The 25,643-nt window shown below is 35.3% G+C and carries 18 protein-coding genes and 1 CRISPR repeat array; of the genes, 2 read left to right on the top strand and 16 right to left on the bottom strand.

Annotation, left to right across the window (positions count from 1 at the left end):
- Positions 1-780: an ABC transporter permease gene (locus ACOMA9_RS04990; protein ID WP_186832738.1), complete on the top strand. Its 780-nt coding sequence runs from the start codon at positions 1-3 to the stop codon at positions 778-780.
- Positions 781-807: 27 nt separating this feature from the next.
- Here ACOMA9_RS04990 and ACOMA9_RS04985 read toward each other — a convergent pair whose 3' ends face one another.
- The 9 genes from ACOMA9_RS04985 to dnaG all read right to left on the bottom strand — a co-directional run bounded on the left by ACOMA9_RS04985 (position 808) and on the right by dnaG (position 10,583).
- Positions 808-2,517 carry a cache domain-containing sensor histidine kinase gene (locus ACOMA9_RS04985; RefSeq protein WP_421424795.1) on the bottom strand — a complete coding sequence of 570 codons (1,710 nt, stop codon included), beginning with the start codon at positions 2,515-2,517 and terminating at the stop codon, positions 808-810.
- A complete protein-coding gene (locus tag ACOMA9_RS04980) occupies positions 2,514-3,248 on the bottom strand; it encodes a response regulator transcription factor (protein WP_022525119.1) in 735 nt (244 codons plus the stop codon). Before ACOMA9_RS04980 ends, ACOMA9_RS04985 begins: the two co-directional genes overlap by 4 nt.
- Positions 3,249-3,305: 57 nt before the next feature.
- The gene (msrB, locus tag ACOMA9_RS04975) at positions 3,306-4,424 is read right to left on the bottom strand and encodes a peptide-methionine (R)-S-oxide reductase MsrB (RefSeq protein ID WP_330945132.1); all 1,119 of its coding nucleotides are present in this window, start codon (positions 4,422-4,424) and stop codon (positions 3,306-3,308) included.
- Between the two features lie 12 nt (positions 4,425-4,436).
- Positions 4,437-5,000: a redoxin domain-containing protein gene (locus tag ACOMA9_RS04970; protein ID WP_330945110.1), complete on the bottom strand. Its 564-nt coding sequence runs from the start codon at positions 4,998-5,000 to the stop codon at positions 4,437-4,439.
- A gap of 13 nt (positions 5,001-5,013) precedes the next feature.
- Positions 5,014-5,724 carry a thiol-disulfide oxidoreductase-associated membrane protein CcdA2 gene (ccdA2, locus tag ACOMA9_RS04965; RefSeq protein ID WP_192876333.1) on the bottom strand — a complete coding sequence of 237 codons (711 nt, stop codon included), beginning with the start codon at positions 5,722-5,724 and terminating at the stop codon, positions 5,014-5,016.
- A gap of 137 nt (positions 5,725-5,861) precedes the next feature.
- Positions 5,862-7,190, bottom strand: coding sequence for a branched-chain amino acid transport system II carrier protein (brnQ, locus tag ACOMA9_RS04960; protein ID WP_330945111.1), 1,329 nt, complete (start codon positions 7,188-7,190; stop codon positions 5,862-5,864).
- Positions 7,191-7,344: 154 nt separating this feature from the next.
- Entirely contained in the window at positions 7,345-7,674 is a 330-nt protein-coding gene (locus ACOMA9_RS04955) for a metal-sulfur cluster assembly factor (RefSeq protein ID WP_003024629.1), read from the bottom strand.
- An 18-nt stretch (positions 7,675-7,692) separates the two neighbouring features.
- Positions 7,693-8,805: an RNA polymerase sigma factor RpoD gene (gene rpoD / locus ACOMA9_RS04950; RefSeq protein ID WP_049534006.1), complete on the bottom strand. Its 1,113-nt coding sequence runs from the start codon at positions 8,803-8,805 to the stop codon at positions 7,693-7,695.
- A gap of 2 nt (positions 8,806-8,807) precedes the next feature.
- Complete coding sequence (dnaG, locus tag ACOMA9_RS04945; RefSeq protein WP_330945112.1) at positions 8,808-10,583, bottom strand: DNA primase; 1,776 nt, start codon at positions 10,581-10,583, stop codon at positions 8,808-8,810.
- 155 nt (positions 10,584-10,738) lie between these two features.
- Between dnaG and mscL the strand changes: the two genes are divergently transcribed.
- Positions 10,739-11,119, top strand: a complete 381-nt coding sequence (gene mscL, locus ACOMA9_RS04940; protein ID WP_330945113.1) for a large conductance mechanosensitive channel protein MscL — start codon at positions 10,739-10,741, stop codon at positions 11,117-11,119.
- 241 nt (positions 11,120-11,360) lie between these two features.
- Here the strand turns inward: mscL and rpsU are convergent, their stop codons facing one another.
- The 7 genes from rpsU to cas9 form a co-directional block, all read right to left on the bottom strand.
- Complete coding sequence (rpsU, locus tag ACOMA9_RS04935) at positions 11,361-11,537, bottom strand: 30S ribosomal protein S21 (RefSeq protein ID WP_000048054.1); 177 nt, start codon at positions 11,535-11,537, stop codon at positions 11,361-11,363.
- A gap of 198 nt (positions 11,538-11,735) precedes the next feature.
- Positions 11,736-12,074, bottom strand: a complete 339-nt coding sequence (locus ACOMA9_RS04930; protein WP_003042152.1) for an ATP cone domain-containing protein — start codon at positions 12,072-12,074, stop codon at positions 11,736-11,738.
- A 250-nt stretch (positions 12,075-12,324) separates the two neighbouring features.
- Entirely contained in the window at positions 12,325-14,628 is a 2,304-nt protein-coding gene (locus tag ACOMA9_RS04925; RefSeq protein ID WP_330945114.1) for a CAP domain-containing protein, read from the bottom strand.
- A gap of 129 nt (positions 14,629-14,757) precedes the next feature.
- Positions 14,758-19,672: direct repeats of the CRISPR family, unit length 36 nt; unit sequence GTTTTACAGTTACTTAAATCTTGAGAGTACAAAAAC.
- A 72-nt stretch (positions 19,673-19,744) separates the two neighbouring features.
- Positions 19,745-20,788 carry a CRISPR-associated protein Csn2-St gene (csn2-St, locus tag ACOMA9_RS04920; protein ID WP_330945115.1) on the bottom strand — a complete coding sequence of 348 codons (1,044 nt, stop codon included), beginning with the start codon at positions 20,786-20,788 and terminating at the stop codon, positions 19,745-19,747.
- A complete protein-coding gene (gene cas2, locus ACOMA9_RS04915) occupies positions 20,785-21,108 on the bottom strand; it encodes a CRISPR-associated endonuclease Cas2 (protein WP_037590192.1) in 324 nt (107 codons plus the stop codon). Before cas2 ends, csn2-St begins: the two co-directional genes overlap by 4 nt.
- Positions 21,108-22,019, bottom strand: coding sequence for a type II CRISPR-associated endonuclease Cas1 (gene cas1, locus ACOMA9_RS04910; protein ID WP_037619531.1), 912 nt, complete (start codon positions 22,017-22,019; stop codon positions 21,108-21,110). The genes cas2 and cas1 overlap by 1 nt, the downstream gene beginning before the upstream one ends.
- Positions 22,020-22,179: 160 nt before the next feature.
- The gene (gene cas9 / locus ACOMA9_RS04905; RefSeq protein ID WP_330945116.1) at positions 22,180-25,560 is read right to left on the bottom strand and encodes a type II CRISPR RNA-guided endonuclease Cas9; all 3,381 of its coding nucleotides are present in this window, start codon (positions 25,558-25,560) and stop codon (positions 22,180-22,182) included.
- Positions 25,561-25,643: the final 83 nt, after the last annotated feature.

Here is a 25,643-nt window from a genome sequence, read left to right as displayed (position 1 = left end):
ATGAAATACATCAATATTTATTTTTATAATTTAAAAGCTTACTTGATTGCTAGTATGTCTTATAGGATGGACTTCTTTATTGGACTTATTTCTTCTTTGATTGAACAGATTGTTTATTTAATCTTTTTAAATGTATTATTTGCAAATATCAAGGAAATTGCCGGATTCAACTATGGACAAATGCTATTTATTTATGGAATGGCAACTATCGGACGTTCAGTTCACTTGATTTTCTTTGACAATCTTTGGATGTTTGGAAGCCGCTATATTCGCAAAGGTGAGTTTGAACGCCTGCTTATCATGCCCATCAATCCTCTTTTTCAGCTAATTTGTGAACGCGTGCAGCTACAAGGCTTTGGCACAACACTGATGGGAGCTATTGCAACTTATCAATCCTATCATTTACTCGGACTGCATTGGAACATTTTTCATCTACTTCTCTTTGTCTTTATCTGTATTTGTATTGGTTTACTCTATGCCGCTATTCAATTAGGACCTACTGCTCTTGCTTTTTGGATTGTCGAATCTTTCCCTATCACAATGGGGATTTTCTCCCTCAATCAAATGGCACAATACCCTATCAAAATTTACCCAACCTTTATCCAATTGATACTAATTTTTGTATTTCCTTATGCTTTTACTTCTTTTTTTCCAGCTCTTTATTTTTTAAATCTAAGCTGGATTGGTTTGCTACTTCCTTTAGTCCTACTTGTTATTTTTACTATCAACTACGCTTTATTCAAATACGGCATGAAAAAATTCTCCAGTGTTGGGAATTAAATATTAAAAACCAACTGAAATCTTTCATCAGTTGGTTTTATTTGCCTTTGGAAAATAGAGACGAATCTCCGTATAAGTATTTTCTTCAGATTTAATTTCCATGTGATAGGATTTACCAAATTGTAATTGCAAACGCTGATTAACATTCTTCAAACCGACACCACCCAAGCGAACGAGTGTAGCATTTGTAGTTTCGCTGGCGACAAAGCCACGACCATTGTCATAAATTGAAACGATGAGCTGCGTGTCATTTTCAGAAACACTAACTCGAATCATCCCTTGACGATTCATTTCCTTGATACCATGATAAATCGCATTTTCAACCAAAGGCTGCAAAATCAACTTTGGAATTTTGTAGTCATTATATTGCTTCAACTCTTTAATTTCATATTGCAATTTCTCACCATAGCGCTGTTTTTGAATAAAGAGATACTGACGCACGTGGTCAATTTCATCTTTAAGAGAAATTTGTTCATGTCCTTGGTTCAAAGCTAAACGGAAATACTTAGCTAGTGATTTTGTGACTTCTACCACACGCTTGCTGTCATTAAATTCTGCCATCCATACAATTGTATCTAACGTATTGTAAAGAAAATGCGGGTTGATTTGGCTGGAAAGCGCCTGCAATTCATATCTTCTGACATTTTGTTCCTCTTCTTTGACTGCAATCATCAATTGATCAATCCGGTCTAACATAATATTAAATTGTCTTGCCAAATCAACTAATTCAGGAGAGCCGGTTTCATTAGCCCTCAAATCTGAATGCCCGCTTCCAACCTTTAAAATGGTTGCTTGTAAATCTCGCAAAGGCTTAATCCAAAGCCGAAGCACAAACCAAATCCCTATTAGACAAACACCCAAAGCAAACAACCCTGTTCCAATAAAAGACCACAAAATCTGTGTTTGAACTGCATGCAATTGTTCCATTGAAGAAACCCCAATCAATGTCCAACCACTATTTGGAATTTGATATTGAGATACATAAGCTTGTTTTGATTTGACATATCCATTTTTTACAGAAAGATAAGGCGCCATCGCTTTCATTTCAGCGTGAGAAGAATAAACTGCTTTTTTAGGATGATAGACAAAGTCATGATTGGCATTGACGATAAAGGTAAATCCTTCTTTTCCTAACTGCAGTTGATCTAAGTAAGCTTCCAACGTCTTGTATCCAATATCTAAGCGAACAACCCCCAAATTTTTACCGTCTTTATCTACAACTTCCTGCATGATTGAAATCACCCATTTTTCACCAATTGTATGGCTGACGGTTCTTCGTGCTGGTGTCAAAATCGGCATAGCACCTTTATGGATAGCATCCTGATACCATTTTTCTTTCATCATATCAGCGGATGTCTTCATGGTTAATTCAGGATCTGTTGATATGAGATTTCCGTCTTTTGTTACCAAAATAGCAGATACCAAATCCGAATCTGTTTTTAAAATCGTTGCGAATAATTGCCGAAGTTGTTCAGCGTTTTCTTGGCTTGGTGTTTGTGCGTATGTCTTTATTTTCTCATTTTCAGCCAAACTACTCGTTGTCTGTTTAACTTTTTGTAAATAAGAAGTGATAAACTGACCACTTTGCTGAATGGTCTTGCGTGTATTTTGCTCAGTTGTCTGGCGAATAGCAACCGAACTAGTCTGATAATAAATCCCACCGACAATTCCCAAAAGAGCTAATATCATGATAAAAACATAAATCACTAACTGAATCAGAAGCGAATAACGTTTCATTTCCCTTCTCCTCGTTTAAATTGCCGCGGTGTCACTCCAACGACTTGTTTGAAGCGTTGAGAAAAATAGTTCATATCTTCAAAGCCGACCTGCTCTGCAATTTCATAAACCTTCAAGTCAGTTGTCAAAAGCAGTAATTTTGCTTTCTTCATCCGTTCTTGAATTAAGTAATCCTGAAATGGCAAGCCCAGCTCTTTTTTGATGAGAACACTCAAATAAGACGGACTAAACCCTAACTGAAAAGCAAGTGATTTAAGAGACAATTCTGTATCGGTCAAACGATCATGAATTGCTTGTTCTAAATCAGAAAATTCTGCTTGCTCAACCAGTTCATGAACTTGCTGCTGCTTTCGCTCCTTGTCCAATTTCTCTTTGACTTTCAACAACATCGTTTCCACATCTTCCCGCGAAAACGGCTTTAGTAAATAATCATCAGCACCTAATTTTACTGCTGACAAAGCGTAGTCAAAGTCATCATAACCCGTTAAAAAGATAATATGAACAGAAGGATATTGTTCTTTGACCAATTGAGCTAGTTTAATCCCGCTTATATGTGGCATATTGATATCTGTCAAGACAATATCGGGCTGTGCAAGCTGTATCTTTTCCCAAGCATCCAAGCCATTTTCGGCCTCATCCATGACTTCCATATCAAATGTTTCAAAATCTACTAAAGACGAAATACCTTGCCGAACAAGGTATTCATCTTCTACAATCATAATTGAATACACTAGCGCACCCCTATTATTTATTAAACTCATTATAGCAAATTTCTGTGAAAATTGCTGTTACACATAGTCTAATAAATATCCATAACCTTTACTTTCCATTTGGTCTTTCGGAATGAAACGAATGGCTAAACTGTTAATACAGTAGCGAAGTCCGCCCTTATCTTTTGGTCCGTCCGTAAAGACATGACCCAGATGAGAATTTCCAACGCGACTTCGCACTTCTGTCCGTGTCATATTAAAGCTCTTATCTTCTTTATAAGTCGCTACATCTGGACTGATTGGACGTGTGAAGCTAGGCCAACCACAACCAGACTCAAATTTATCTTTGGAAGAGAAAAGTGGCTCACCTGTTACAACATCTACATAAATACCTGCATCAAACTTATCCCAATAGCGATTAGAAAAAGCACGCTCTGTATCATTTTTTTGTGTTACGGCATATTCTTCATCGGATAGTTTCTTTTTAATCTCTGCATCACTAGGCTTTTTATATTTGGAAGCATCAATAACTGGATAAGAAGCCTGCTTAACATTGATATGGCAATAGCCATTTGGATTTTTCTTTAAATAATCTTGGTGGTACTCTTCAGCCTTAATAAAATGTTTTAATGGTTGTCTTTCAACCGCCAACGGCTCTTTAAATTTTTCTTTCTGCTCGTCAAAGACTTTGTTAATTGTTTCTACATCAGCCTGATCTTTATAATACACACCTGTACGATATTGCACTCCACGATCATTGCCTTGCTTATTTTTGCTGAGTGGATCAATGATTCTAAAATAATGTAGCAAGACTTCTCTTAAAGAGATTTTATTGGCATCATAGGTTACATGAACCGTTTCAGCATGTTTTGTCTGCGAGATTAGTTCGTATTTCGTGGTTTCGCTAGTGCCATTAGCATAACCAGAGACTGCATCAACCACCCCATCTACTCGTGAGAAATATTCTTCTACCCCCCAGAAGCAACCTCCTGCCAAATAGATATGCTTTAAATTTGCATTTTTCAAGTCCGCTTTCTTTTGCTTGACCGGTTCAGCCTGACTAACAGCTGCTTCTTTAATCTGATTAATAGCAGACTGATTTTTAAGGGTTGGTATCATGCGACTTCCCAGCACAAATAAACCTAAAACCAGTAGGACTGCTCCACCCAATAATAACCATTTCATTTTATGATCCATCATCCTCCCCTCCTATTTAATGCTTTTAAGAGTTGATTCAATTTCTGCTTTTTTAATAAGTCCAGGACGAGTTTTTACCAATTTCCCATCACTTCCAATAAATGCAGCTGTCGGATAGGAACGAACACCATATTGCTCCAATAATTTACCACTAGGATCTAGTAAAACAGGTAAATGTTTATATTCTAGTTTCTCATACCATTTTTTAAAGTCTGCTTCAGACTTTTCACCGACATGCCCCGGTGAAACAACCGTCAAAACTACATAGTCTTTCCCAGAATTTTTAGCTAACTCATCAGTATCCTTTAATGTAGACAAGCAGATAGAGCACCAAGATGCCCAAAATTTGAGATAAACTTTCTTTCCTTTGAAATCTGACAATTTATAAGTTTTCCCGTCAACCCCTTTTAGTTCAAAATCAGGAGCTGCTTCGCCTTGATTCAACTTTGTAGCTGTCGTTTTATTTGTAAATTGCCCGTGTCCAGACTTAGTTCCACTAGCTGATTTTTGATTTCCACAGGCACCCAACAGAGCAACACAAACAAGACCTGTGATGACTAACATTGTTTTTTTCATGAGATTCCTCCTTTTATCCACCAAATATTGAAGCTAGAACATTAAGATTTCCCAGCATAAGTAAAATTCCCATCAAGATGATAAGTAACCCGCCAATTTTCTTTAGTAGTCCCATATAAGGTTTTATTTTCCCAAAATGGCGTAAAACAATAGAAGAGGCAAGCGCCAAAATGAGAAATGGGATAGCAAGACCAAGGGTATAAACTAACATGAGGAAGCCACCTTGTACTGCTCCATTACCACCAGAAGCTGCAATTGCGAGAACAGAACTCAAAACAGGACCTACACAAGGTGTCCAACCAAAGCTAAAGGTCACACCTAGCAAGAAAGCATTGTAAAAATCATTTCTATTTTTATCTTTTTTTAATTGAACACTTTTCTGTCGTTGTAGTAGCTTAAAATTGATCAGTTCCATTTGATGAACACCGAGAAAAACAACAATTGCTCCTAATACATAGCGGAACCACTCTGTATAGAGAACTTTTCCCAAAAAGCCAGCGCCATATCCAAGAATTAAAAAGACTACTGATAATCCTGCAATGAAAAATAGTGTTTTTACAATTCCATACCAAGCAATCTTCTTTCCAAAAATAATGATTGTTCTTGGTTCATCTGTATCCAATAAAATACCAACATATACAGGAAGCAATGGCAATATACAAGGCGAGAAAAATGATAAAATTCCCGCTAGAAATACAGAAATCAAAAACACAATAGATATCATTATCTTTTCCTCCTCGTTTTCTTTCTAGGAAAAGTATACACTGGTTCACTATCTAAAAATAGAGGATACGATTTGTAAAAACTTGAATTTGATATGGTCATAAAAAAACTATCACTTTTCGTGATAGATGTTTTTAATTATTCCATTTCAAATGTGTCACTCTTTTGTTTATTTGGCAAAAACAAAGACAACACAATCCCGACAATCGTTGGTACCAGCCAAGGAATTGAAGCTTGCGCAAATGGCAAAGCATTGATTAAATTGCTCACACTAGTCAATTTAAATTGCGAGCCAATGATATTCGCAAAGGCAATAATTGTTACAACTGCGATTGTTAGCTGCATTCCAATCTTAGATAAGGCAACAAACTTATTGACAATCACAATCATTACAATCGCAATGGTAATCGGGTACAAAATTTGCAAGACAGGAACTGAATACTGAATGATCGCTCCCAAACCAAGATTTGCAATTGCAAATCCAATCAATGTAAAGACTGTTGCATAAATTTTGTAGCTTATTTTAGGAAAGGTTTTATTGAAAAATTCTGATGTTGAAACAATCAAACCAACCGTAGTCGTGAAGCAGGTCACTGTTACCATGGCTGCAAGAAAAATCTGTGCTGTCGGACCAAAAATAGCTTGTGTAGCTTGAGATAAGACATAAACTCCTTTATTGGCATCAGAAGCTATTACATCAGCCGGAATTGGGAAATGATTTCCAAGAAATCCCAATCCGATATAAAGCGCACTAAATCCCAATGCAACAACAATTCCAACAATCCAAATCGTTGAGATATATTCTTTTTTATTAGCAAAGCCGAGTTGGTTCAATGTTTGCACAGCGATAACGCTAAAAGCAACAGAGGCAAGTGCATCAAGCGTATTATACCCTTCAAGAAAGCCAGTTCCAAAAGCTGCTTTTGCGTATTCCGTGCTAGCAGCTTGCGGTGCAGCTGCTCCATATTTTATCGCCCCTAAAATGACTAGAATGACAATCAAAATGGCAAACACAGGAGTCAAAATCCGACCAATCCGATCCAAAATTTTGGAAGGATTTAATGAAATCAAGTAAGCAGCCACAAAATACAAGATTGTAAAAATAATAAGTCCTAATCCTGTCATATTACTCGAAAGCAATGGTGCAATCCCAACTTCATAAGAAGTCGTTGCCGTCCGAGGAATGGCAAAAAATGGACCAATCGCTAGATATAGAACTACCAAGTAACTGGTCGCAAACCAAGGAGAAACCTTTTTAGAAATTTCGTAAACATAGCCTTTGGGATTTAAAGTACCGATAATCAATGTTAAAATAGCAATTCCAACTCCTGAAAGTACGAAGCCTGCAATTGCTGACCAGAAGTGTTCGCCAGACAAAGCTCCTAAAGTTGGCGGAAAGATTAAATTCCCTGCGCCGAAAAATATTCCAAACAAGAGTAATCCCGTCAGTGCTCCCTTTTTAAACATCTTCTCTCCCTTTTCTAAAATTTAGTATGTTCAACCATTATAACAGATTCTTACAATACTTCAAGTGATATAAAGTATAAAGTTAAAATATTGCACAAATTCTGAATGTTTGAGCAAAACAAAAGCAGCATAATCAAGTCATGCTGCTATATTCTTATTTAATCCCTAGAGCAATACGAGCGTAGCGACTCATTTTATCAACAGTCCAGGCAGGATACCACACCAATCTCACTTCTACTTTGCTCACTTCAGGTACATCTGACATCGCATCATGAATCTGATCAGTTAATAAGTCAGCCAGTGGACAACCCATTGTTGTTAAAGTCATATCAATTTGTGTCTCGCCGTTTTCACCATTGAATCGAATCTCATAAATCAAACCAAGGTTTACAATATCAATTCCTAATTCAGGGTCAATAACTTGCTCTAAACTTTCTAAGATACGATTTTTAATATCATCAATTTGTTCGTTTGTGTATGCCATGGTGCCTCCTTTTGTCTACTAATCCTCAATAAAGTCACGAAGTGGCTTGCTACGACTTGGATGACGCAATTTGCGTAGGGCTTTGGCCTCAATTTGTCGAATCCGTTCACGAGTTACGTTAAAGACTTTTCCAACATCTTCCAGCGTACGCATTTTCCCATCATCTAGACCGAAACGCAGACGTAGTACATTTTCTTCACGGTCTGTTAATGTGTCAAGAACCTCGTCTAATTGCTCACGCAGAACGATACGTGTTGTATAATCAACTGGATTTTCAATCACTTCATCCTCAATGAAATCGCCAAGATGACTATCATCTTCTTCTCCAATTGGTGTTTCAAGAGAGACCGGCTCTTGAGCAATCTTCAAAATTTCACGAACTTTGTCTGGTGTCATATCCATGCGCTCCGCAATTTGCTCTGGCGTTGGATCTTGCCCCAATTCTTGCAAAAGATTTCGTTGTTCCCGCACTAATTTATTGATTGTCTCAACCATGTGAACCGGAATCCGAATCGTACGAGCTTGGTCAGCAATCGCACGAGTAATTGCTTGACGAATCCACCAAGTAGCATAGGTTGAAAATTTGAAACCTTTGGTATAGTCAAACTTGTCAACGGCTTTCATCAATCCCATATTGCCTTCTTGAATCAAGTCAAGAAACTGCATGCCGCGTCCAACATAGCGCTTAGCAATAGAGACAACCAACCGCAAATTAGCTTCTGCCAAACGTTGTTTCGCTTCTAAGTTGCCTTGCTCCACAAGAACAGCTAATTCTTGCTCTTCTTCATTGGTCAATAACGGAACAACACCAATTTCCTTTAAATACATACGGACAGGGTCGTTTACTTTAGCAGAATTGCTGCCAAGCAACTCCTCGTCTGTTAATTCAGCTTCTTCTTCCTCTGTATTTAAAACCCGTTCACTTGGGTTGCCCTCTTTATCCGTAATAGCAATCCCTGCGTCCTGAATCCGTTGAAGAAGATTTTCAATGCCATCAGCTTCCAAAGTAAATGGAATGACTAGCTGATCGTTGATTTCATCATCGGTTGCTGTACCAGTTTTTTTATGGTTGCGAATAAATTCTGCAACTTGAACATCAAAAGTTGTTACTTCTTTTTGTTTTGTAGCCATTCCTACTCCATTCTCCTTTTTTGAGCAATAAATCGCTCTAGCTCTTCTAATGCCGTATCTGCATCCCCGCTATGAGATGCTTCACGGACTTTTTTACCAATCAATTGATTTTCTTTGCGAAGCAATTCCTTATCTCGCGTTTGCTCCACTTCGACCAGTTCCTGCTCAGAAACTTCCTCTGGTAGATTTTCTTCTAAGACCCGATACCAAGCTTGCTGTACCGAATCATTTTGCTCAGACAAATCTTGTGGCGTTACCTCGCCATTTGTTTTTAAAATATCGTACAAAGTCTGCAATTCTACTGTTGCGAAATGAAAATCTTTCCTCAAACGATAATCATTTAAAATCACAGGATTATCAATCATCCGCTGCAGAAGATGACTCTCTGCCTTAATTAGCCGCGATACTTGCTGCGTTACCGGGATGTCAAGTCTTGACACTTGTTGATGAGATTGCTGTTGTTGCTCTCTTCTATTTACTAAACGATGATTATTAACAGCTTGCTCCACTTGCTGGTAGTCAAAATCAGGTAACAATTCAGCTAACATATAAATATAGGAATTTTGTGCAGTAATTGATTGAACCTGCGCAATCAAAGGAGACATTTGTTCAACAAATTCAATTTGAGCTTGCAAGTTTTCGATATTATCTGGTTTCAAATAGTTCAAAAGAAACTCTATATCACTAATTCGTGTTTTAGTCAGTAAATTTTGTAAATCATCAGCAGAATTCTTTTTGATAAATTCATCTGGATCCATATTATCAGGAATCCTGACAATTTCAACTGACAAATCGTGCAATTCATTCAGAGCTTTTGCTGTCGCTGCTTGTCCTGCTTTGTCACCATCGTACGTTAAAATGACTTTCTTTGCGAATTTACGAAGATGCTCCACATGCTCATGCGTCAAAGCAGTCCCCATAGAAGCCACAGCATTTTCAATTCCAGCACGATAAGCAGCTATAACATCCATAAAGCCTTCCATTAAGTAAATTTCGTGGCTTTTCTTAATAGTCGGTTTGGCTTTGTCCAGATGATACAACTCATAACTTTTATTGAAAATTGGTGTACTGCGGCTATTCTTATACTTAGCAACTTTCTGATCTATATCGCTTGCTTGCCAAATACGACCTGAAAAAGCAATGATTTGTCCTTTATCATTTGTCAATGGAAACATAATCCGATTTTGAAAGGCATCATAAACCAGATTGTTATCAGCTAAGTTAAACAAACCAGAATTTATAATGACTTGCTCATCAAACTTTCCACTAACACTTTTATAAAGATAGTTATTTTCATTGGGCGCTAAACCAATTTGAAAATGCTTGATAACCTCATCTGTTAAACCACGTTCATAAAGATAAGAACGTGCTTCTTCTCCTATCTTTGTTGTCATCAATACTGCATGGTAAAATCTTGTAGCTTCCGCATGAATATCATAAAGTGCCTGATGACGATGTGTATGTGTTGACTGCTCTTTTCTACTATGCTCTATTTCTAATGGAATCCCTGCACGATCTGCAACAATATGTACAGCGTCCATAAAAGAAACACCACGATAATCTTCAATAAATTTAAAGACATCACCTGACTTTCCACAGCCAAAACAGTGATAAAATTGCTTTTCTTCTACCACGTTGAATGACGGAGTTTTTTCACCATGAAAAGGACAAAGCCCTAGATAATTCCTTCCAGCTTTCGTTAGAGCAACGACTTCTCCTATGATTTCGATGATATTGACGCTATTTTTAATATCAGAAATGATTTCTTTATCAATCAATAGACAATACCCCCAATTTATCATAGAATAACAACTTACATTTTATAACAAATTTGTCAAAAAGTAAAATATTCACTATGCTTTTTAGACATTTTATTGAACTTTTCCCTTTTTTAAGATATAATATGTTTTAGTATTTTGAAAGAAAAAAGAAAATGTTAAAGGATCTTAAAGAGTTTTTGCTTCGCGGCAATGTAATTGATTTAGCAGTCGGTGTTATCATTGCCAATTCTTTTGGAGCTATTGTGACTTCGCTTATTGGAGATGTTATTACTCCACTCTTTCTCAATCCAGCTTTAAAAGCTGCTGGTGTAGAACAAATTGCTGGTTTAAAATGGAATGGGATTGCATACGGTAGTTTCTTAAGCGCTGTTATCAATTTCCTCGTCATCGGAACAGTTCTCTTCTTCATCGTCAAGTCTGTTGAAAAAGCGCAAAGTCTTACTAAAAAAGAAGAAGACACTGCTGAAGAAGCTGCAGGACCAACTGAATTAGAAGTTCTTCAAGAAATCAAAGCATTGCTCGAAAGCAAATAATTATGAAAAAAATTCACTGATGAAAATCAGTGTTTTTGTTTACTCTCACGGTTTCTTGATATTCTGTTTGCCTTAACCTGCCCCTCTAGCTGCTACTTCTATTGAACTTGCTGTGGAGTTTTGAGATGGCAGATAACGTCCATACGGTAAACCTGCTAAAACTAATGATTTTTATTGAGTACGAGTTCAATTTTATCTAAATAGAAACAAAAAACAGACCTAAGTCTGTCATTTTGCTCAATTAGAATTTTTTACGTTTACGAGCTGCTTCTGATTTACGTTTCCGTTTTACAGAAGGTTTTTCATAGAATTCACGTTTGCGTGTTTCTTGAAGAGTACCAGCTTTAGTAACCGCACGTTTGAAACGACGAAGAGCATCGTCAAGGGATTCATTTTTACGTACTACTGTTTTTGACATTTTTTTCACTCCCTTCAAGCTTAAAATCTTTTAAATTTTATCATATTAAAATACACTTGTCAAGTCCCAGAAATTAAGGGAATGTGTAATCTTTTGTAGAACAAGCGATATTTATTAACTTAAAAGAGAGTTTATTTTTAGCAAATTTTTCAAAAAAATCTGACAGTTATACTTCATCCTGTAATCTAGACTGCAAATTTATCGAATTTGTTCAAAATGTAAATGGACTGCAATATGATCGCCATAACCATTACGCTCCAAATCTCGTTGCAAGCGGTAGGAAATATAATGCTCGGCAATAGTGATATAACCAGCACCTAGCAGACGATTTTCTACCATAGATTGAATCATACTGATAGTAGCTCGTTCAACACCAGCCTCCTCCAGATCTAACACTACTTTTTTAGTTACAAGCGCTAAATTTTGACGTAGATCGTCTGTCAAAACATAAACCGTTTGTGCTGCTTTCAAAATAGCTTGATAAATTTTATCTGGATTAAAATCAGTAATTTCTCCATTACGTTTGATGACTTGCATAGAAAACTCCTTTAGTTTTATTCGTTTCGTTAAGAGAATACAGTTTATTATACTATTTTTGTGCTGATTCTCAAAATGATAGATACTTTAGATATCTATCAGGCAGAAGTTACATTCTATTTAAATTCTATTTTATTATCATTTCTTCACTGTTGATTTTAATTATCTCAATCAAAAAGACAAACACTCGAAAACAGAGTTGTTTGCCTTTGGGAAGAAAGATTAGATTTTTTCTAAAATCTTCAATTATTTAATCTTCGTTATTTCTTTTACGACGGCGAGCACTAGCTAGAGTTCCTAAACCAAGTAGCAGTCCTAATGCAGCAATCTGATCTGCTTTAGTACCCGTAGCAGGCAGAACTTTTTGAGCGTTATTTTGTTGTCTGACTAACAATGGTTTTGGTTGGTAAGTTCTGGATAAGTGTAACTTTTGTACTTCTCCATCTGTTTCTTTTTGAGCCTTCTGAGGAAGTTGACTTCTCAATTGCTCATAGTTTTCTTGTAACTTGGTATAAATTGAACGAGAAATCTCTAGTTTTGCTTCTTCATCTTTTAACGTTTTAACCTTAGAGGCATAGTCAGCTTGTGCAGCTTGAAGAGCCTTTTGAGCTGCTTCAAGTGCTTGTGGTGCGTTTTGTAATTTTTCCAAGTTATCTTGTGCTTCTTTTAGCTTGGTTTGACTAGTTTGCAAAGCATCTTTTGCCTTGGCAACATTTAACTCCGCTGTAATTAAAGCTTTCTTTAGTTCTGCTAATTTATTTTTAGCACTATCTAGCACTTTTTGAGCTTTTTCTAAAGCTACTTGTTTTGGTGCTAACTTGGACGCAATAGCTGCAGTAGCGCGCTCCAAAGCTGCTTGTTTTACCACGACATTTTGCTTTGTTTTTTTCAAAGCGGCTTCTGCTGTAATCAACTCAGCGTTTGCAGTAGCAAGGGCTCCTGAACGATTCGCGGCCAATTTTTGAAGGTCTGCTAATTTTGCCTTTTGGATATTTAAAGTAGATACATAGCCTGTTCTTTGAGCTCGCAACATAGCTAATTGATTCTTGGCCACTGTTGCTTGTGCATCTGCAGCTTTTGCAGCACCAGCAAAATTACGGATTGCTTGCTCATAAGCATCTGCAGTAAGAAGGGTACCGTTATTAACACGCGCATTAAAATTAGGTTCTCTATGAAATCCAACTTCAGACGTTCCATATACATTGCTGTATTGATTTGGAACTTGATCATATGCAGCTGAAATAGTGTTGGCTTGATTATCCATCATTTGGACATAATGCCCGATATTTGCAAAAACAGTAGCGCCAACTTTTTGGTAAATAGCATTAGCATCAATTTTGGTTTCATCAGTTGGAAGACCGTATTGTGCAGCAATTTGCTGATATAGAGCTTTTTCACTATGCCAGAAGTCAACGGCTCCTTTTGGAGTAAAACTAATCGCCACATTTTCATTTCTCAAATATTTACCCATATGCCAATTTGCTCTTTCAAAATAAAGAGTTTGGACTTGGCTAGCTGGATTTTTGTAAGGATCAATCAATAATTCTTTTAATCCAGCTTGTCTACGATAAGCATTGATAGCTCTAACTAACTCAATTGCTTTTAAATTATTTTCTAAAGTTGCTGGGCTTGTTGCGTCAGAACCAACTGTAATACCGTCTTCACGTTTAGCTCTTTCATAAGTTGTTAGAGCTTCAGCAGCTGCATTACGAATCGCTTGGTTGGCTCCATTTGTTTTAGCGTGTTGTAAAAATTCACCATAGGTTGCTTTACTCAAATCAACATTTCTTCTATTAGCGGCTGATTGTTCAGCGCGGGCTACTTCACCGGCTTTTTGATCAATAGCCGCTTGATTTTCTGCAACTTTTTGCTCACTTTGCTTGACTTGTTCAGTTGCTGATTTGATTTCTTTAGGAAGATTAGCAACTTCTTCCTTCACTTTAGCAAGATTATTTTGCTTGTCTGCTAAATCTTTTTCTGCTTGTTTTTCTGAATCTTGTGCTTGGTTGAGCTCTTGCTGCTCATTTGCGACCGGAGCTTTTGCTGTATCTAATTCACGTTGTGCTACATCAACGAGTGATTGTTGCCCTGCAACAACATTTTCTTGATTTTTAACAGCTTCTTTTGCCTTTGTTTCAGACTGTTCTGCTTCTTGAACCTTATTTCCCTCTGTTGTAACCGCCTTCTCTGATGTCGCCACTTCTTCTTTTGCGGTTTCAATAACTTCTGGAGTTGCTTCTTTCTTTTCTGCCTCAGCATTTGCAACAGCTTTTTCGCTATCTGCCACCGCGTCCTTTGAAGTATTTACATCTCCTTTGACTTGCTCTACAACTTTTTGCTGAGCATCTGTCTGAACCTTTGCAGCATCGGCTTGCATCTTTGCTGATTGAACATCTGTTTCTGTAACTGGTTTGGTGATTTTTTCAGATGTCTTTGGCTCAGTAGATTGTGTTTTTACTTCTTCGGCATTTACTTGATGTGATAAACTGCCTGAAATAATAGTGGTTGCAGCTAAACCGGTCGCAACTACCGATTTTTTAATTTTTCTCTCCATTAGACGGCCTCCTAATATACTTGCTACTTTTCATTATAAACCATTTCAGCCTAAATTACAATTCCGCTAATGTATTACTCAGATAACTATTAGATTACAATTCTTTTACATCAAACAATTCCTAATGTAGTTGTACAGTTACTTAAATCTTGAGAGTACAAAAACTGACTAAGTGAGATAATTTGGATTGTAACCGTTTTACAGTTACTTAAATCTTGAGAGTACAAAAACTGGCTTCAAGCCCTCCTTTATTATTTACAAGTTTTACAGTTACTTAAATCTTGAGAGTACAAAAACAGATTTGAAGAATGAATCATCAAAAAGAAGTTTTACAGTTACTTAAATCTTGAGAGTACAAAAACCACAGTTATTGACTATTTAAACGGTCAAATGTTTTACAGTTACTTAAATCTTGAGAGTACAAAAACTGACAATGAGCAGTACAAAGCGATTTATGGGTTTTACAGTTACTTAAATCTTGAGAGTACAAAAACGGTGTATCATGAAATCATAAAGTTCATTAAGTTTTACAGTTACTTAAATCTTGAGAGTACAAAAACCGTGTTACACCATAAGAAACACGTACAGCAGTTTTACAGTTACTTAAATCTTGAGAGTACAAAAACAACTTTATTTAAGTTTTGTCAAGAGATTTTGTTTTACAGTTACTTAAATCTTGAGAGTACAAAAACTTGCTATCATGCGCTGCAATTTCAAATCTGTTTTACAGTTACTTAAATCTTGAGAGTACAAAAACTCTACAAGGTCAATGTCTGCAACATCAATTGTTTTACAGTTACTTAAATCTTGAGAGTACAAAAACCTCTTGTAACGCAGTTATTTGCTTATTTAGTTTTACAGTTACTTAAATCTTGAGAGTACAAAAACCCGCGCGATTGATAACAGTCCTCATAGCCGTTTTACAGTTACTTAAATCTTGAGAGTACAAAAACCAGCTAATGTGCCAGTCAAAAAGTCAATAAGTTTTACAGTTACTTAAATCTTGAGAGTACAAAAACGCAGTTCTGCAGTTGATGTCTTCTCGTTATGTTTTACAGTTACTTAAATCTTGAGAGTACAAAAACCCGCGCAGGAGACGATCAGCTTTGCTTGATGTTTTACAGTTACTTAAATCTTGAGAGTACAAAAACGATTCGATGTCCCAAGAAAAACGACTACAGGTTTTACAGTTACTTAAATCTTGAGAGTACAAAAACTTATCCGTCCGCTTCCTTATATTTAAGTTAGTTTTACAGTTACTTAAATCTTGAGAGTACAAAAACTTCAAGTTCCGATAAACGTGTATCAATTTTGTTTTACAGTTACTTAAATCTTGAGAGTACAAAAACGCTGAATATTAACAGCGTTAAAAAGACGGGGTTTTACAGTTACTTAAATCTTGAGAGTACAAAAACCGAAGAGCTCCTATCAGCATATTTTGTATTGTTTTACAGTTACTTAAATCTTGAGAGTACAAAAACCGGGATTCTAACAACTATCCAACCAGTTATGTTTTACAGTTACTTAAATCTTGAGAGTACAAAAACTATACGCTGCCATCTGCAAGACATACCCCCGTTTTACAGTTACTTAAATCTTGAGAGTACAAAAACAAAAGGAAAATAAGTTAATGATAACAAAGAGTTTTACAGTTACTTAAATCTTGAGAGTACAAAAACAAAAGTTGGTACAGAAACGACTGCGCCCAAGTTTTACAGTTACTTAAATCTTGAGAGTACAAAAACTATTATCCAAATTGGCGGTATCAATGCCTAGTTTTACAGTTACTTAAATCTTGAGAGTACAAAAACTGTGGATTTGATTTTCCCAGCAGAGAACGCGTTTTACAGTTACTTAAATCTTGAGAGTACAAAAACGCGTATAAGGCAAGCGTGCCTCAATCATTTGTTTTACAGTTACTTAAATCTTGAGAGTACAAAAACTAACGACATTGTGTCTATGCCTTATCCATTGTTTTACAGTTACTTAAATCTTGAGAGTACAAAAACGACTTGATTGTACTTCTTCGAGACGCCTTTGTTTTACAGTTACTTAAATCTTGAGAGTACAAAAACGGACGGCAAAGGGCAAGCACGCACTCATGTGTTTTACAGTTACTTAAATCTTGAGAGTACAAAAACTCTACCATTGCCCAACATTCCACGGGCAAGGTTTTACAGTTACTTAAATCTTGAGAGTACAAAAACCTAATGCACCAAAAACAATAGCTAAAATACGTTTTACAGTTACTTAAATCTTGAGAGTACAAAAACTAATTGAGTGTGCAGCTATATTGTCAATATGTTTTACAGTTACTTAAATCTTGAGAGTACAAAAACTACAAAGTAGTTTAATAAAATTAAAAAGCGGTTTTACAGTTACTTAAATCTTGAGAGTACAAAAACAGCGCATAGTATGCCGAACTCAAGGCATTGGTTTTACAGTTACTTAAATCTTGAGAGTACAAAAACTGCAAAAGAGGAAGATTTTATCGGACAATAGTTTTACAGTTACTTAAATCTTGAGAGTACAAAAACCAAGAATTAATCTACCATTTACATCAAAATGTTTTACAGTTACTTAAATCTTGAGAGTACAAAAACACTTGGATTTACACAGTTTGATGAATTGCCGTTTTACAGTTACTTAAATCTTGAGAGTACAAAAACACCGTGGGCTATAAGAAAATCAAACATTTTGTTTTACAGTTACTTAAATCTTGAGAGTACAAAAACTAACTTTAATATGCAAGCAGAATATCATTCGTTTTACAGTTACTTAAATCTTGAGAGTACAAAAACGTCAGGTTAAATCAGGCTAACTTTAAAAATGTTTTACAGTTACTTAAATCTTGAGAGTACAAAAACATTGGTGACGCACTGCATGCTTACGCAATTGTTTTACAGTTACTTAAATCTTGAGAGTACAAAAACCTGTGTCAAATTTAAACCATGAATGGAAGAGTTTTACAGTTACTTAAATCTTGAGAGTACAAAAACTTAGAAATTGGTTTTAACTCCCAAACTTGTGTTTTACAGTTACTTAAATCTTGAGAGTACAAAAACAGTTGACAGTATTCAAAGAATATTGTATGAGTTTTACAGTTACTTAAATCTTGAGAGTACAAAAACAAAATAATTGGAAGTGATAACATCTTTAGCGTTTTACAGTTACTTAAATCTTGAGAGTACAAAAACTTATATTATTTAGCGCAATTGTTGCTTATCGTTTTACAGTTACTTAAATCTTGAGAGTACAAAAACTGGCTTCAAGTCCTCCTTTATTTTTTACAAGTTTTACAGTTACTTAAATCTTGAGAGTACAAAAACTATAGGAGTTATATCTCTATTTGTTCTTACGTTTTACAGTTACTTAAATCTTGAGAGTACAAAAACTATCATGAGAATTGTATTCAGCTTGTATGGTTTTACAGTTACTTAAATCTTGAGAGTACAAAAACAAATGGAAACAGGTTAATCGTTACCGAGCTGTTTTACAGTTACTTAAATCTTGAGAGTACAAAAACACAAGGTGTTGTTTACAATATTGATGAGATGTTTTACAGTTACTTAAATCTTGAGAGTACAAAAACAATACGAAAAGCGAAAGATGACGTCAAACCGTTTTACAGTTACTTAAATCTTGAGAGTACAAAAACCAAACGCTTCATATCATTCTCCTTTCTATTGTTTTACAGTTACTTAAATCTTGAGAGTACAAAAACGATAGCCTTTCACAAAATATACTGTAGGATGTTTTACAGTTACTTAAATCTTGAGAGTACAAAAACGGCAGAAGCAGAAATATCTTTAATTGCTTCGTTTTACAGTTACTTAAATCTTGAGAGTACAAAAACGCAACTGTGCCATTCTTGACAAGCTCGTTAGTTTTACAGTTACTTAAATCTTGAGAGTACAAAAACAGAATTGTCGTAGAATCTTTTCAAGGCTTTGTTTTACAGTTACTTAAATCTTGAGAGTACAAAAACAATCTACAACTATCGCAACAACACTCAACAGTTTTACAGTTACTTAAATCTTGAGAGTACAAAAACAGAAGCAGACGGTGATAAGCAAGCAACGCAGTTTTACAGTTACTTAAATCTTGAGAGTACAAAAACCGACCTGCAGGGATTGGTCTTGGATCACGGGTTTTACAGTTACTTAAATCTTGAGAGTACAAAAACGCTGGCTTAATAACCCAGAAAGTGGGCTTTGTTTTACAGTTACTTAAATCTTGAGAGTACAAAAACCTGTGACCGCAACCTCTTTTTGGCCTACATGTTTTACAGTTACTTAAATCTTGAGAGTACAAAAACCGACTGTTTTGCCAAAATTAACAACCGCTTGTTTTACAGTTACTTAAATCTTGAGAGTACAAAAACTCTACCATTGCCCAACATTCCACGGGCAAGGTTTTACAGTTACTTAAATCTTGAGAGTACAAAAACAAGAGACGCAGCTGTCTCATTAACGCGTATGTTTTACAGTTACTTAAATCTTGAGAGTACAAAAACGACAATGAAAGTCGTTAAGCAGTTGCCGGAGTTTTACAGTTACTTAAATCTTGAGAGTACAAAAACTTTTTCTTTGGCTTCTTCTTTGCTATAAGAGTTTTACAGTTACTTAAATCTTGAGAGTACAAAAACAGCAAATCTGTAGATTATCAAGGCGGAGAAGTTTTACAGTTACTTAAATCTTGAGAGTACAAAAACCGAAACGATTGGGGCTGGCTCAATGTTCCTGTTTTACAGTTACTTAAATCTTGAGAGTACAAAAACATTTTTATCTTTTATGTATTTAACAATCAAGTTTTACAGTTACTTAAATCTTGAGAGTACAAAAACTAAAGCAAAAGAAGTTAATAGCAACAGCCAGTTTTACAGTTACTTAAATCTTGAGAGTACAAAAACATTTGGAGAATTCTTTATCAACTCGTCCAAGTTTTACAGTTACTTAAATCTTGAGAGTACAAAAACTTAGACAATTTAATGCTGATATTGACTTAAGTTTTACAGTTACTTAAATCTTGAGAGTACAAAAACCTCAAATTAAAAAATTTTTTGATTTTTGTACCCTTACATTGATTATAAAGTCCTTTGATGAGCTTGTCAATCTTAAGTTTTTAAAAAATTAATTAATAATTGAGTAGGTGGATTATAAGCAAAATGAATTTTCTTGTTATAATGGTATAAACTGTTCATAATTTTTAAGGTTACTATATCTTGGATAGATAAACTCATATGTGTCACGTCTTTACTAAATAAATATGGTGAAATCTTTTGCAAAGAGACGATGAAATCATCTTCTGTAGGTACGTCATTAGTAGGATATTGACCACTAAACCTTTCATACATAAAAGAAAATTCATAAAAATGTTCAACCAAATCAGAAACAATATTGACGTATTCCATATTCTCGCGATTCAAATAAAGATAGCCTTCATTTGACGGGAAAATAATGACACTAAAATTACTGTAATTGTCGGCCATTCTCTGTAATTGCTCACAACATTTTACAAATGAGGAATAACTTAAGTAATCGTCCATATTTCTAAGGACGAGCAAAATACGATTGGTCTGGCCTTGAATCAACTGTTCTAGCATTTGCATAAAAATAATAAATTTCGTTTCATTTTCGACAAATTCAAACGATATATTCTTATCTTTGAACCCAAAATAAGGTAAAAAATTCTTAAGAATCAGCTGCTCAGTTGTAAAATACTGACTTTCTGTATGGTAATGTATATCTTCAATTTGAAAATTCAAACGTTTATTTACAATCATTGAAATTTGATCCAGCTTATCATTGATATAATCTATCTGTTCCATTATTTCAAGATTATCTAGTTTTGACTTCAAAAAATCAAACGCTACAGTCCCTTTTTTATAAGCCATTTGCTCGATTAAATCTTGGATATCTGAAATAGAAACAATCTTGTAATCTGTTCTTTTAAAAATCGTATTCTCTTCGGTAATTTCTGGTTCCATTTGTCCAAAAAGGTTCAAGTCTTCTACATTATACTTTTTACCGTTGAAATACCAAATTAAGAGCTGCCACATATAGTATTTTAATTGCTGATTATCTCCCACTATTTGAGTAAACGGGCCAAAATTAATAGATAAATTCTCTCTATAAGGATGTGTAAAATTCATTTTCATATAATCACCAACTTATTATCACTTATTACTTCTTCTTGCTTGGTCTTCCCTCCGATAATCAAGACCATTTCTGAAAATTGCTTTTCTGTAACAGCTAGTAAACGGACATTGCCACTTGGTAAATTGCTTTGTTTCAGCTTTTTATAAAATTTACTGGCAAAACTTCTGTTTGGGCAAGTTCGATAATATACAGAAAACTGCAGCATTTCAAACCCATTGGCAATCAATTCTTTGCGAAAATTACGATAGGTTCGTTTTTCCTGATTGGTTTCCATTGGCAAGTCAAAGAAACATAATAATCTCATCGCTTCATACCTCATTACATACTCCATTCCAAACTAGAAACTATTGGACAGTAAAACTTTGTTGTATCTTTATCAGCAATACATTTGATAAAACCTTTTACATATTTGTCCATTGCAACTGTGACCGAGCAGGTTTCTTTGCCATATTTAATTTTTGCGTTCAGTAGATTTGTTAAAGCCAAGCGGAATTCATATTTTAAATATTCTTCATCTCTCAAATGTTCATAAACCCAAACATCAATAATTTGGCGGAAAGGTTCCATTAAATCATCCACCAGATTGAACTGGTTGTATTCATTTTTATGAAAAATTCCAATTAAAGCATTTAGTCCATATCCAGCAACGATTCTTGCCATCTGTGCTCGCATAATGGCGTATCCGTAATTCAACCCCGCATTAATGACATCTGATTCTCGCTGAGTTACACGGATAAACTTCTTGCCAAATAATTCATTGAAATAGACCTTAGCGGCATGTCCTTCTCGATTTGTCTTATCTCCTAGTTCAATATGATCCTTATAATCCGCTAACAATTGGATACAATCAAGATTCTTTTCAAACATTGCCAAAACATCCTGCTGATTATTGATTTTAAAATAGGTAACAAGTTGCCAGAGCTTATCTTTTTGTTCCTGAGACCAGAGCAACTGTTCTTGCAGTCGTTTATAGGCCCGAAAATGCCCATTTTGAGAATGATAAATTCCCGTTGGTAAGTGTTCATTGTCACATACAATTAAGGCGATATTATACTTACTTAAAGCACTCAACAACCGAAGAGTAACGACAGTATCACCACCTTCAGCTACTATGATTGAAATATCGCTTAAAGGGATTGTATACTCTTCCCCCATTTTCTTTATTAACAAATTGTCTAATTTTAGTCTCATCTTTTCACTTTGACAGATATGTACAATTCTCCACGTCATAAAAACTCCTTTACAACACGAAAACACCCCGTCATAGACAGGGTGTTGATTTCGGCATGAAGCCTTATCTTTGTAGCTTCTGCAAGATTTAAGTAACTGTGTAAGGCGTCCCTTACAGTCACTATTATAATACATTGCAAAAGCGTTTGCAACTCTTTTTTTAAATTTTTTTCTTGAAATTGAGCTGTGGTTGATCACCCTCTTTTTTAATAAAATATTTATTACCAAGAACATCTGTTTTAACTTTATAGATGGAGATGTTAGTTTTATTAAGTGCTTTTACGCATTGAGAGGTACTGTTTGGAACATTACCTAAAATACTCATCAGTTTCTCTTTAGGTTCAAATTCCGCCTTTTTATACGGTTTAATCTGAGCTTTGTTTGAACCTCCATCATTTCTTGAAAGATATCTAAACAACTGCTGCTCTCCAGTTTCGGTGTCTTTTATCAAAATCAAATCGTTCTTATATAAAGTAAATTTAAATTCTGAATCCTCGTCCACCCCTTCTTTTGCTTTGACTTTATTATATTTTTCAGGTGAAATACCGTAGTTTCCACTCCCTTTTTCAAATCTTAAATCTGAGTATTTCAATCCCATCAATTCATATTTGGAAGTCTGGGGATTAAAATAAACATCTGTCCGCCAAGGCTTCAAGGACTGCAAAACAACCTGGTTCTGACTGTTTACAGGAGTAATATCAATGTGATTGCCAAGTTTATTATCATAATACTTAAGGCTCTTAATCTCCGGACCATTACCTTTTTTACTGTATTTTCGAATAGGTCCATTTTCTTGTCTGTACTTTTCAAAAGGATTGCAGGGAATTTCTTTACCCTTTTCGTTTAACTCTTTGTCAGGATAGGTTTTAAGAATTTCTTCAATAACTTTTTCAAAGGTCTGTGGATCTTTGTGATACATCAAGAATTGAGTTTTATCTTTCTTATATCTCTTGATAAAATCTTCATAGCCCTTTTGAGAATAGATATCCTTAATTTTTCCAAGTACATAAGTTTCCTCCTGCTTATCTTTCCCCAACTGAGCTTTTCTAGTTCCATAGATTGTAGCATCTGATATTTTTCGGTTATATTTAGAATCCACTTGATAAGAAAACAAGATACTGTCTTCAAACGATTTGCTCTTCAATGTATCTACAAAATAATCATATGGTGGTCTGAAAACAAGTTCCTTATATTCGTCATCTGTCAGTGAAAGAATCTCTCCCGTTTCAGGATCTACAAGCTGCCCTTCTTTATAAGAAATCAAAGGATTATTCTGCTTTTTCCAGAGTCTCAACTGACTGGAGGCCGCGATGATGAGAGCATCTACTGCGTGATGGTGATAGGTATCACGACTTTTTTCAATTTTCCACTTTCTTCTCAGTTGTGATGTAAATTGACCACGAACAACCGAAATTTTTGTATCGAAATCATTTGTTTTGTAAAATTCCTGCAAAGTATTTAGGACTACCCGTGATGAGTAACGTGTGTCCACGAGATTGCGCTCAATGAATTTTTGTTTTACTTCAATCTTGCTGATATCTTCTTCGGTCAGCAGATAGTCTTTTTTCTTATTACTTAAGCTTTTAGAATTCCGGACATATTGTTTGAACTCTCTGTAAGACCACGCATCATCCATACTATCTAAAGCCTGGAATGGTGTTCTCTGTCCCTTTTCCTGATTAGCTGTTGCTAACACCAGAACCTTATTGGCTAAGCCATCATCAAAAGAAAGTGAAAGCGGCAGAATATGATCAATTTCATAATGATGTGGATTATGAATTAAATCATGAATAGAGATGTTCTTTCCTGTATAAAGGCAGCGTTCTCCCTGTTGATGCCAAAGGCGAATTTTGGTTGCTAACTCTTTGTGTCCATGAAAAATACTGTCTGGTAACTCTTTTTTACCATTGTATAGATTAGCAGCTTTTTCCATTGCTGCTTTCTTTTCATCTTCATTGGCTTTTTGGGCGTTTTGAATTGCTTTTTTCTCATCATCTTCATTGCTTTCACGCGCCATTTCAATGACAATATTATCAAAAATGCCATATTTTTTGGTCGCTAAGTTGATGATTTTAATAGCCTGACGGACAGATTTGGCAACAACAGGGTTATAAATTTCATCTGTTAATTCTTTTTCATCTATGTATTTAGTTCGTTTTGAAATTTCTCTACTTCTTTGTTTACCTAGACGAGTCAAAATAGTCATTTGCTCCTCTGAAGTCTCATAAAGCTCCGGAATCAATTCATTCATTAACTTAAGTGAAAAATTATGCCAACCTTTTCCAAATACCGCACTGTTTTTCTTCCTAAACTGAATTAACTCATCAATCTGCTCTTTGGTAAATGTACCAGGCATTTTACTGTTAAGAGCTTCTAAAATACCTTCACTTTCTGTGTTCAAGGTTAGAATGTGCGCTAAATCATCCAAGGTTTCTCTTGATAATATATCTACATCCACCAGTTCTAGTGTTCTCATTTTACGATAGGCGTCAAAAGTATGCATCTCCGGTTTATCAGATTTATCAATCCGATATCCTTTTATGTCATCAATAGAACCATCTACTAACTTAGCAATATATTTCAGTAAAGTTGGAGTTCCTAAAGTTTTTGCAGTTCGAGCATACTCGACAATCTGCCGCTTTTGTTCTGGTCTTAATTTTTTCGTTTCAGTTGGAACTGTTAAATTATTGAGGTCGTTGAGCAAATTAAATTCCTGCGCGGTATATGACGCCTTTGCTGCTCGATATTCATCAGGATAAAAAGTACATTTTCCAATTAAAATACCGAAAATATTTTCTAAAGTTGTTCCATCTTTTCTAAAGCGTCCGTAGTCCGTTCTTGACTTTTCATTTCCAGGACCATGATAATACTTGCGTTTACCGGTCAAAATTGTTAAATAGTCTTGAATAAATTCATCTGAAATATCTTGATTATATTCCTGTTGTTTTTTCAAAATCCTTTCAGCTTCTTTTTTATAAGAAGAGGTTGAAAAAACATTAATAAGACGATGATTTTCATCATTTTCAACTACAGTGAAATCACCACGAACCCGCCCATATTTTTCAAAGCGTTCTAATTGAATTTGTCCAGGAGTCTTATCGGTAAGTAATTTTCTATTTTCTTCAACTGCTTTTCCATATTCACTGGAAGCTGTTTCTCCATCTTCACTAGCATCATCCAAATAGCTGATACCACGCCGTTTAATAATGTTTTTAAGCGCGATAAACAACTCTTCAATTGTTAATTCCTCACTCAAACCTTTCACACGCAGAATATAAGGATTTAAGTTTAAAGGGACATCAGAAAAATCTGTTACAAAACCGAATTCTTCAAAAAGGTCGTTTAAGCGAACGCTGCGATGTTTCTTCCTTCGACCAAGTCTTCTGCCTTGTCTAAATCCACGACGTTCTACATTGCTATCGGCAGTTGCAGCAGGAAAAATTCTCGAATTAGCGTGAATAATTTCACCTGTTTCTTTATTTAAAATTCCTACTCCGACAGATGCAATACCGATATCCAATCCTAAAACCAAACCGTTCATGATGCTCTCCTTTTATAAAAATTTTGCTACAAATCATATTTAAAGCGCTATCATACACATTATAACATAATAATAAGCAAAAT

The organism is Streptococcus atopicus (genome assembly GCF_049166725.1).
In the GTDB taxonomy this organism is placed as follows: Bacteria; Bacillota; Bacilli; order Lactobacillales; family Streptococcaceae; genus Streptococcus; species Streptococcus hominis.
The sequence above is the reverse complement of the archived record's forward strand: the minus strand, read 5'-3'. Positions and strand labels throughout refer to the sequence as shown.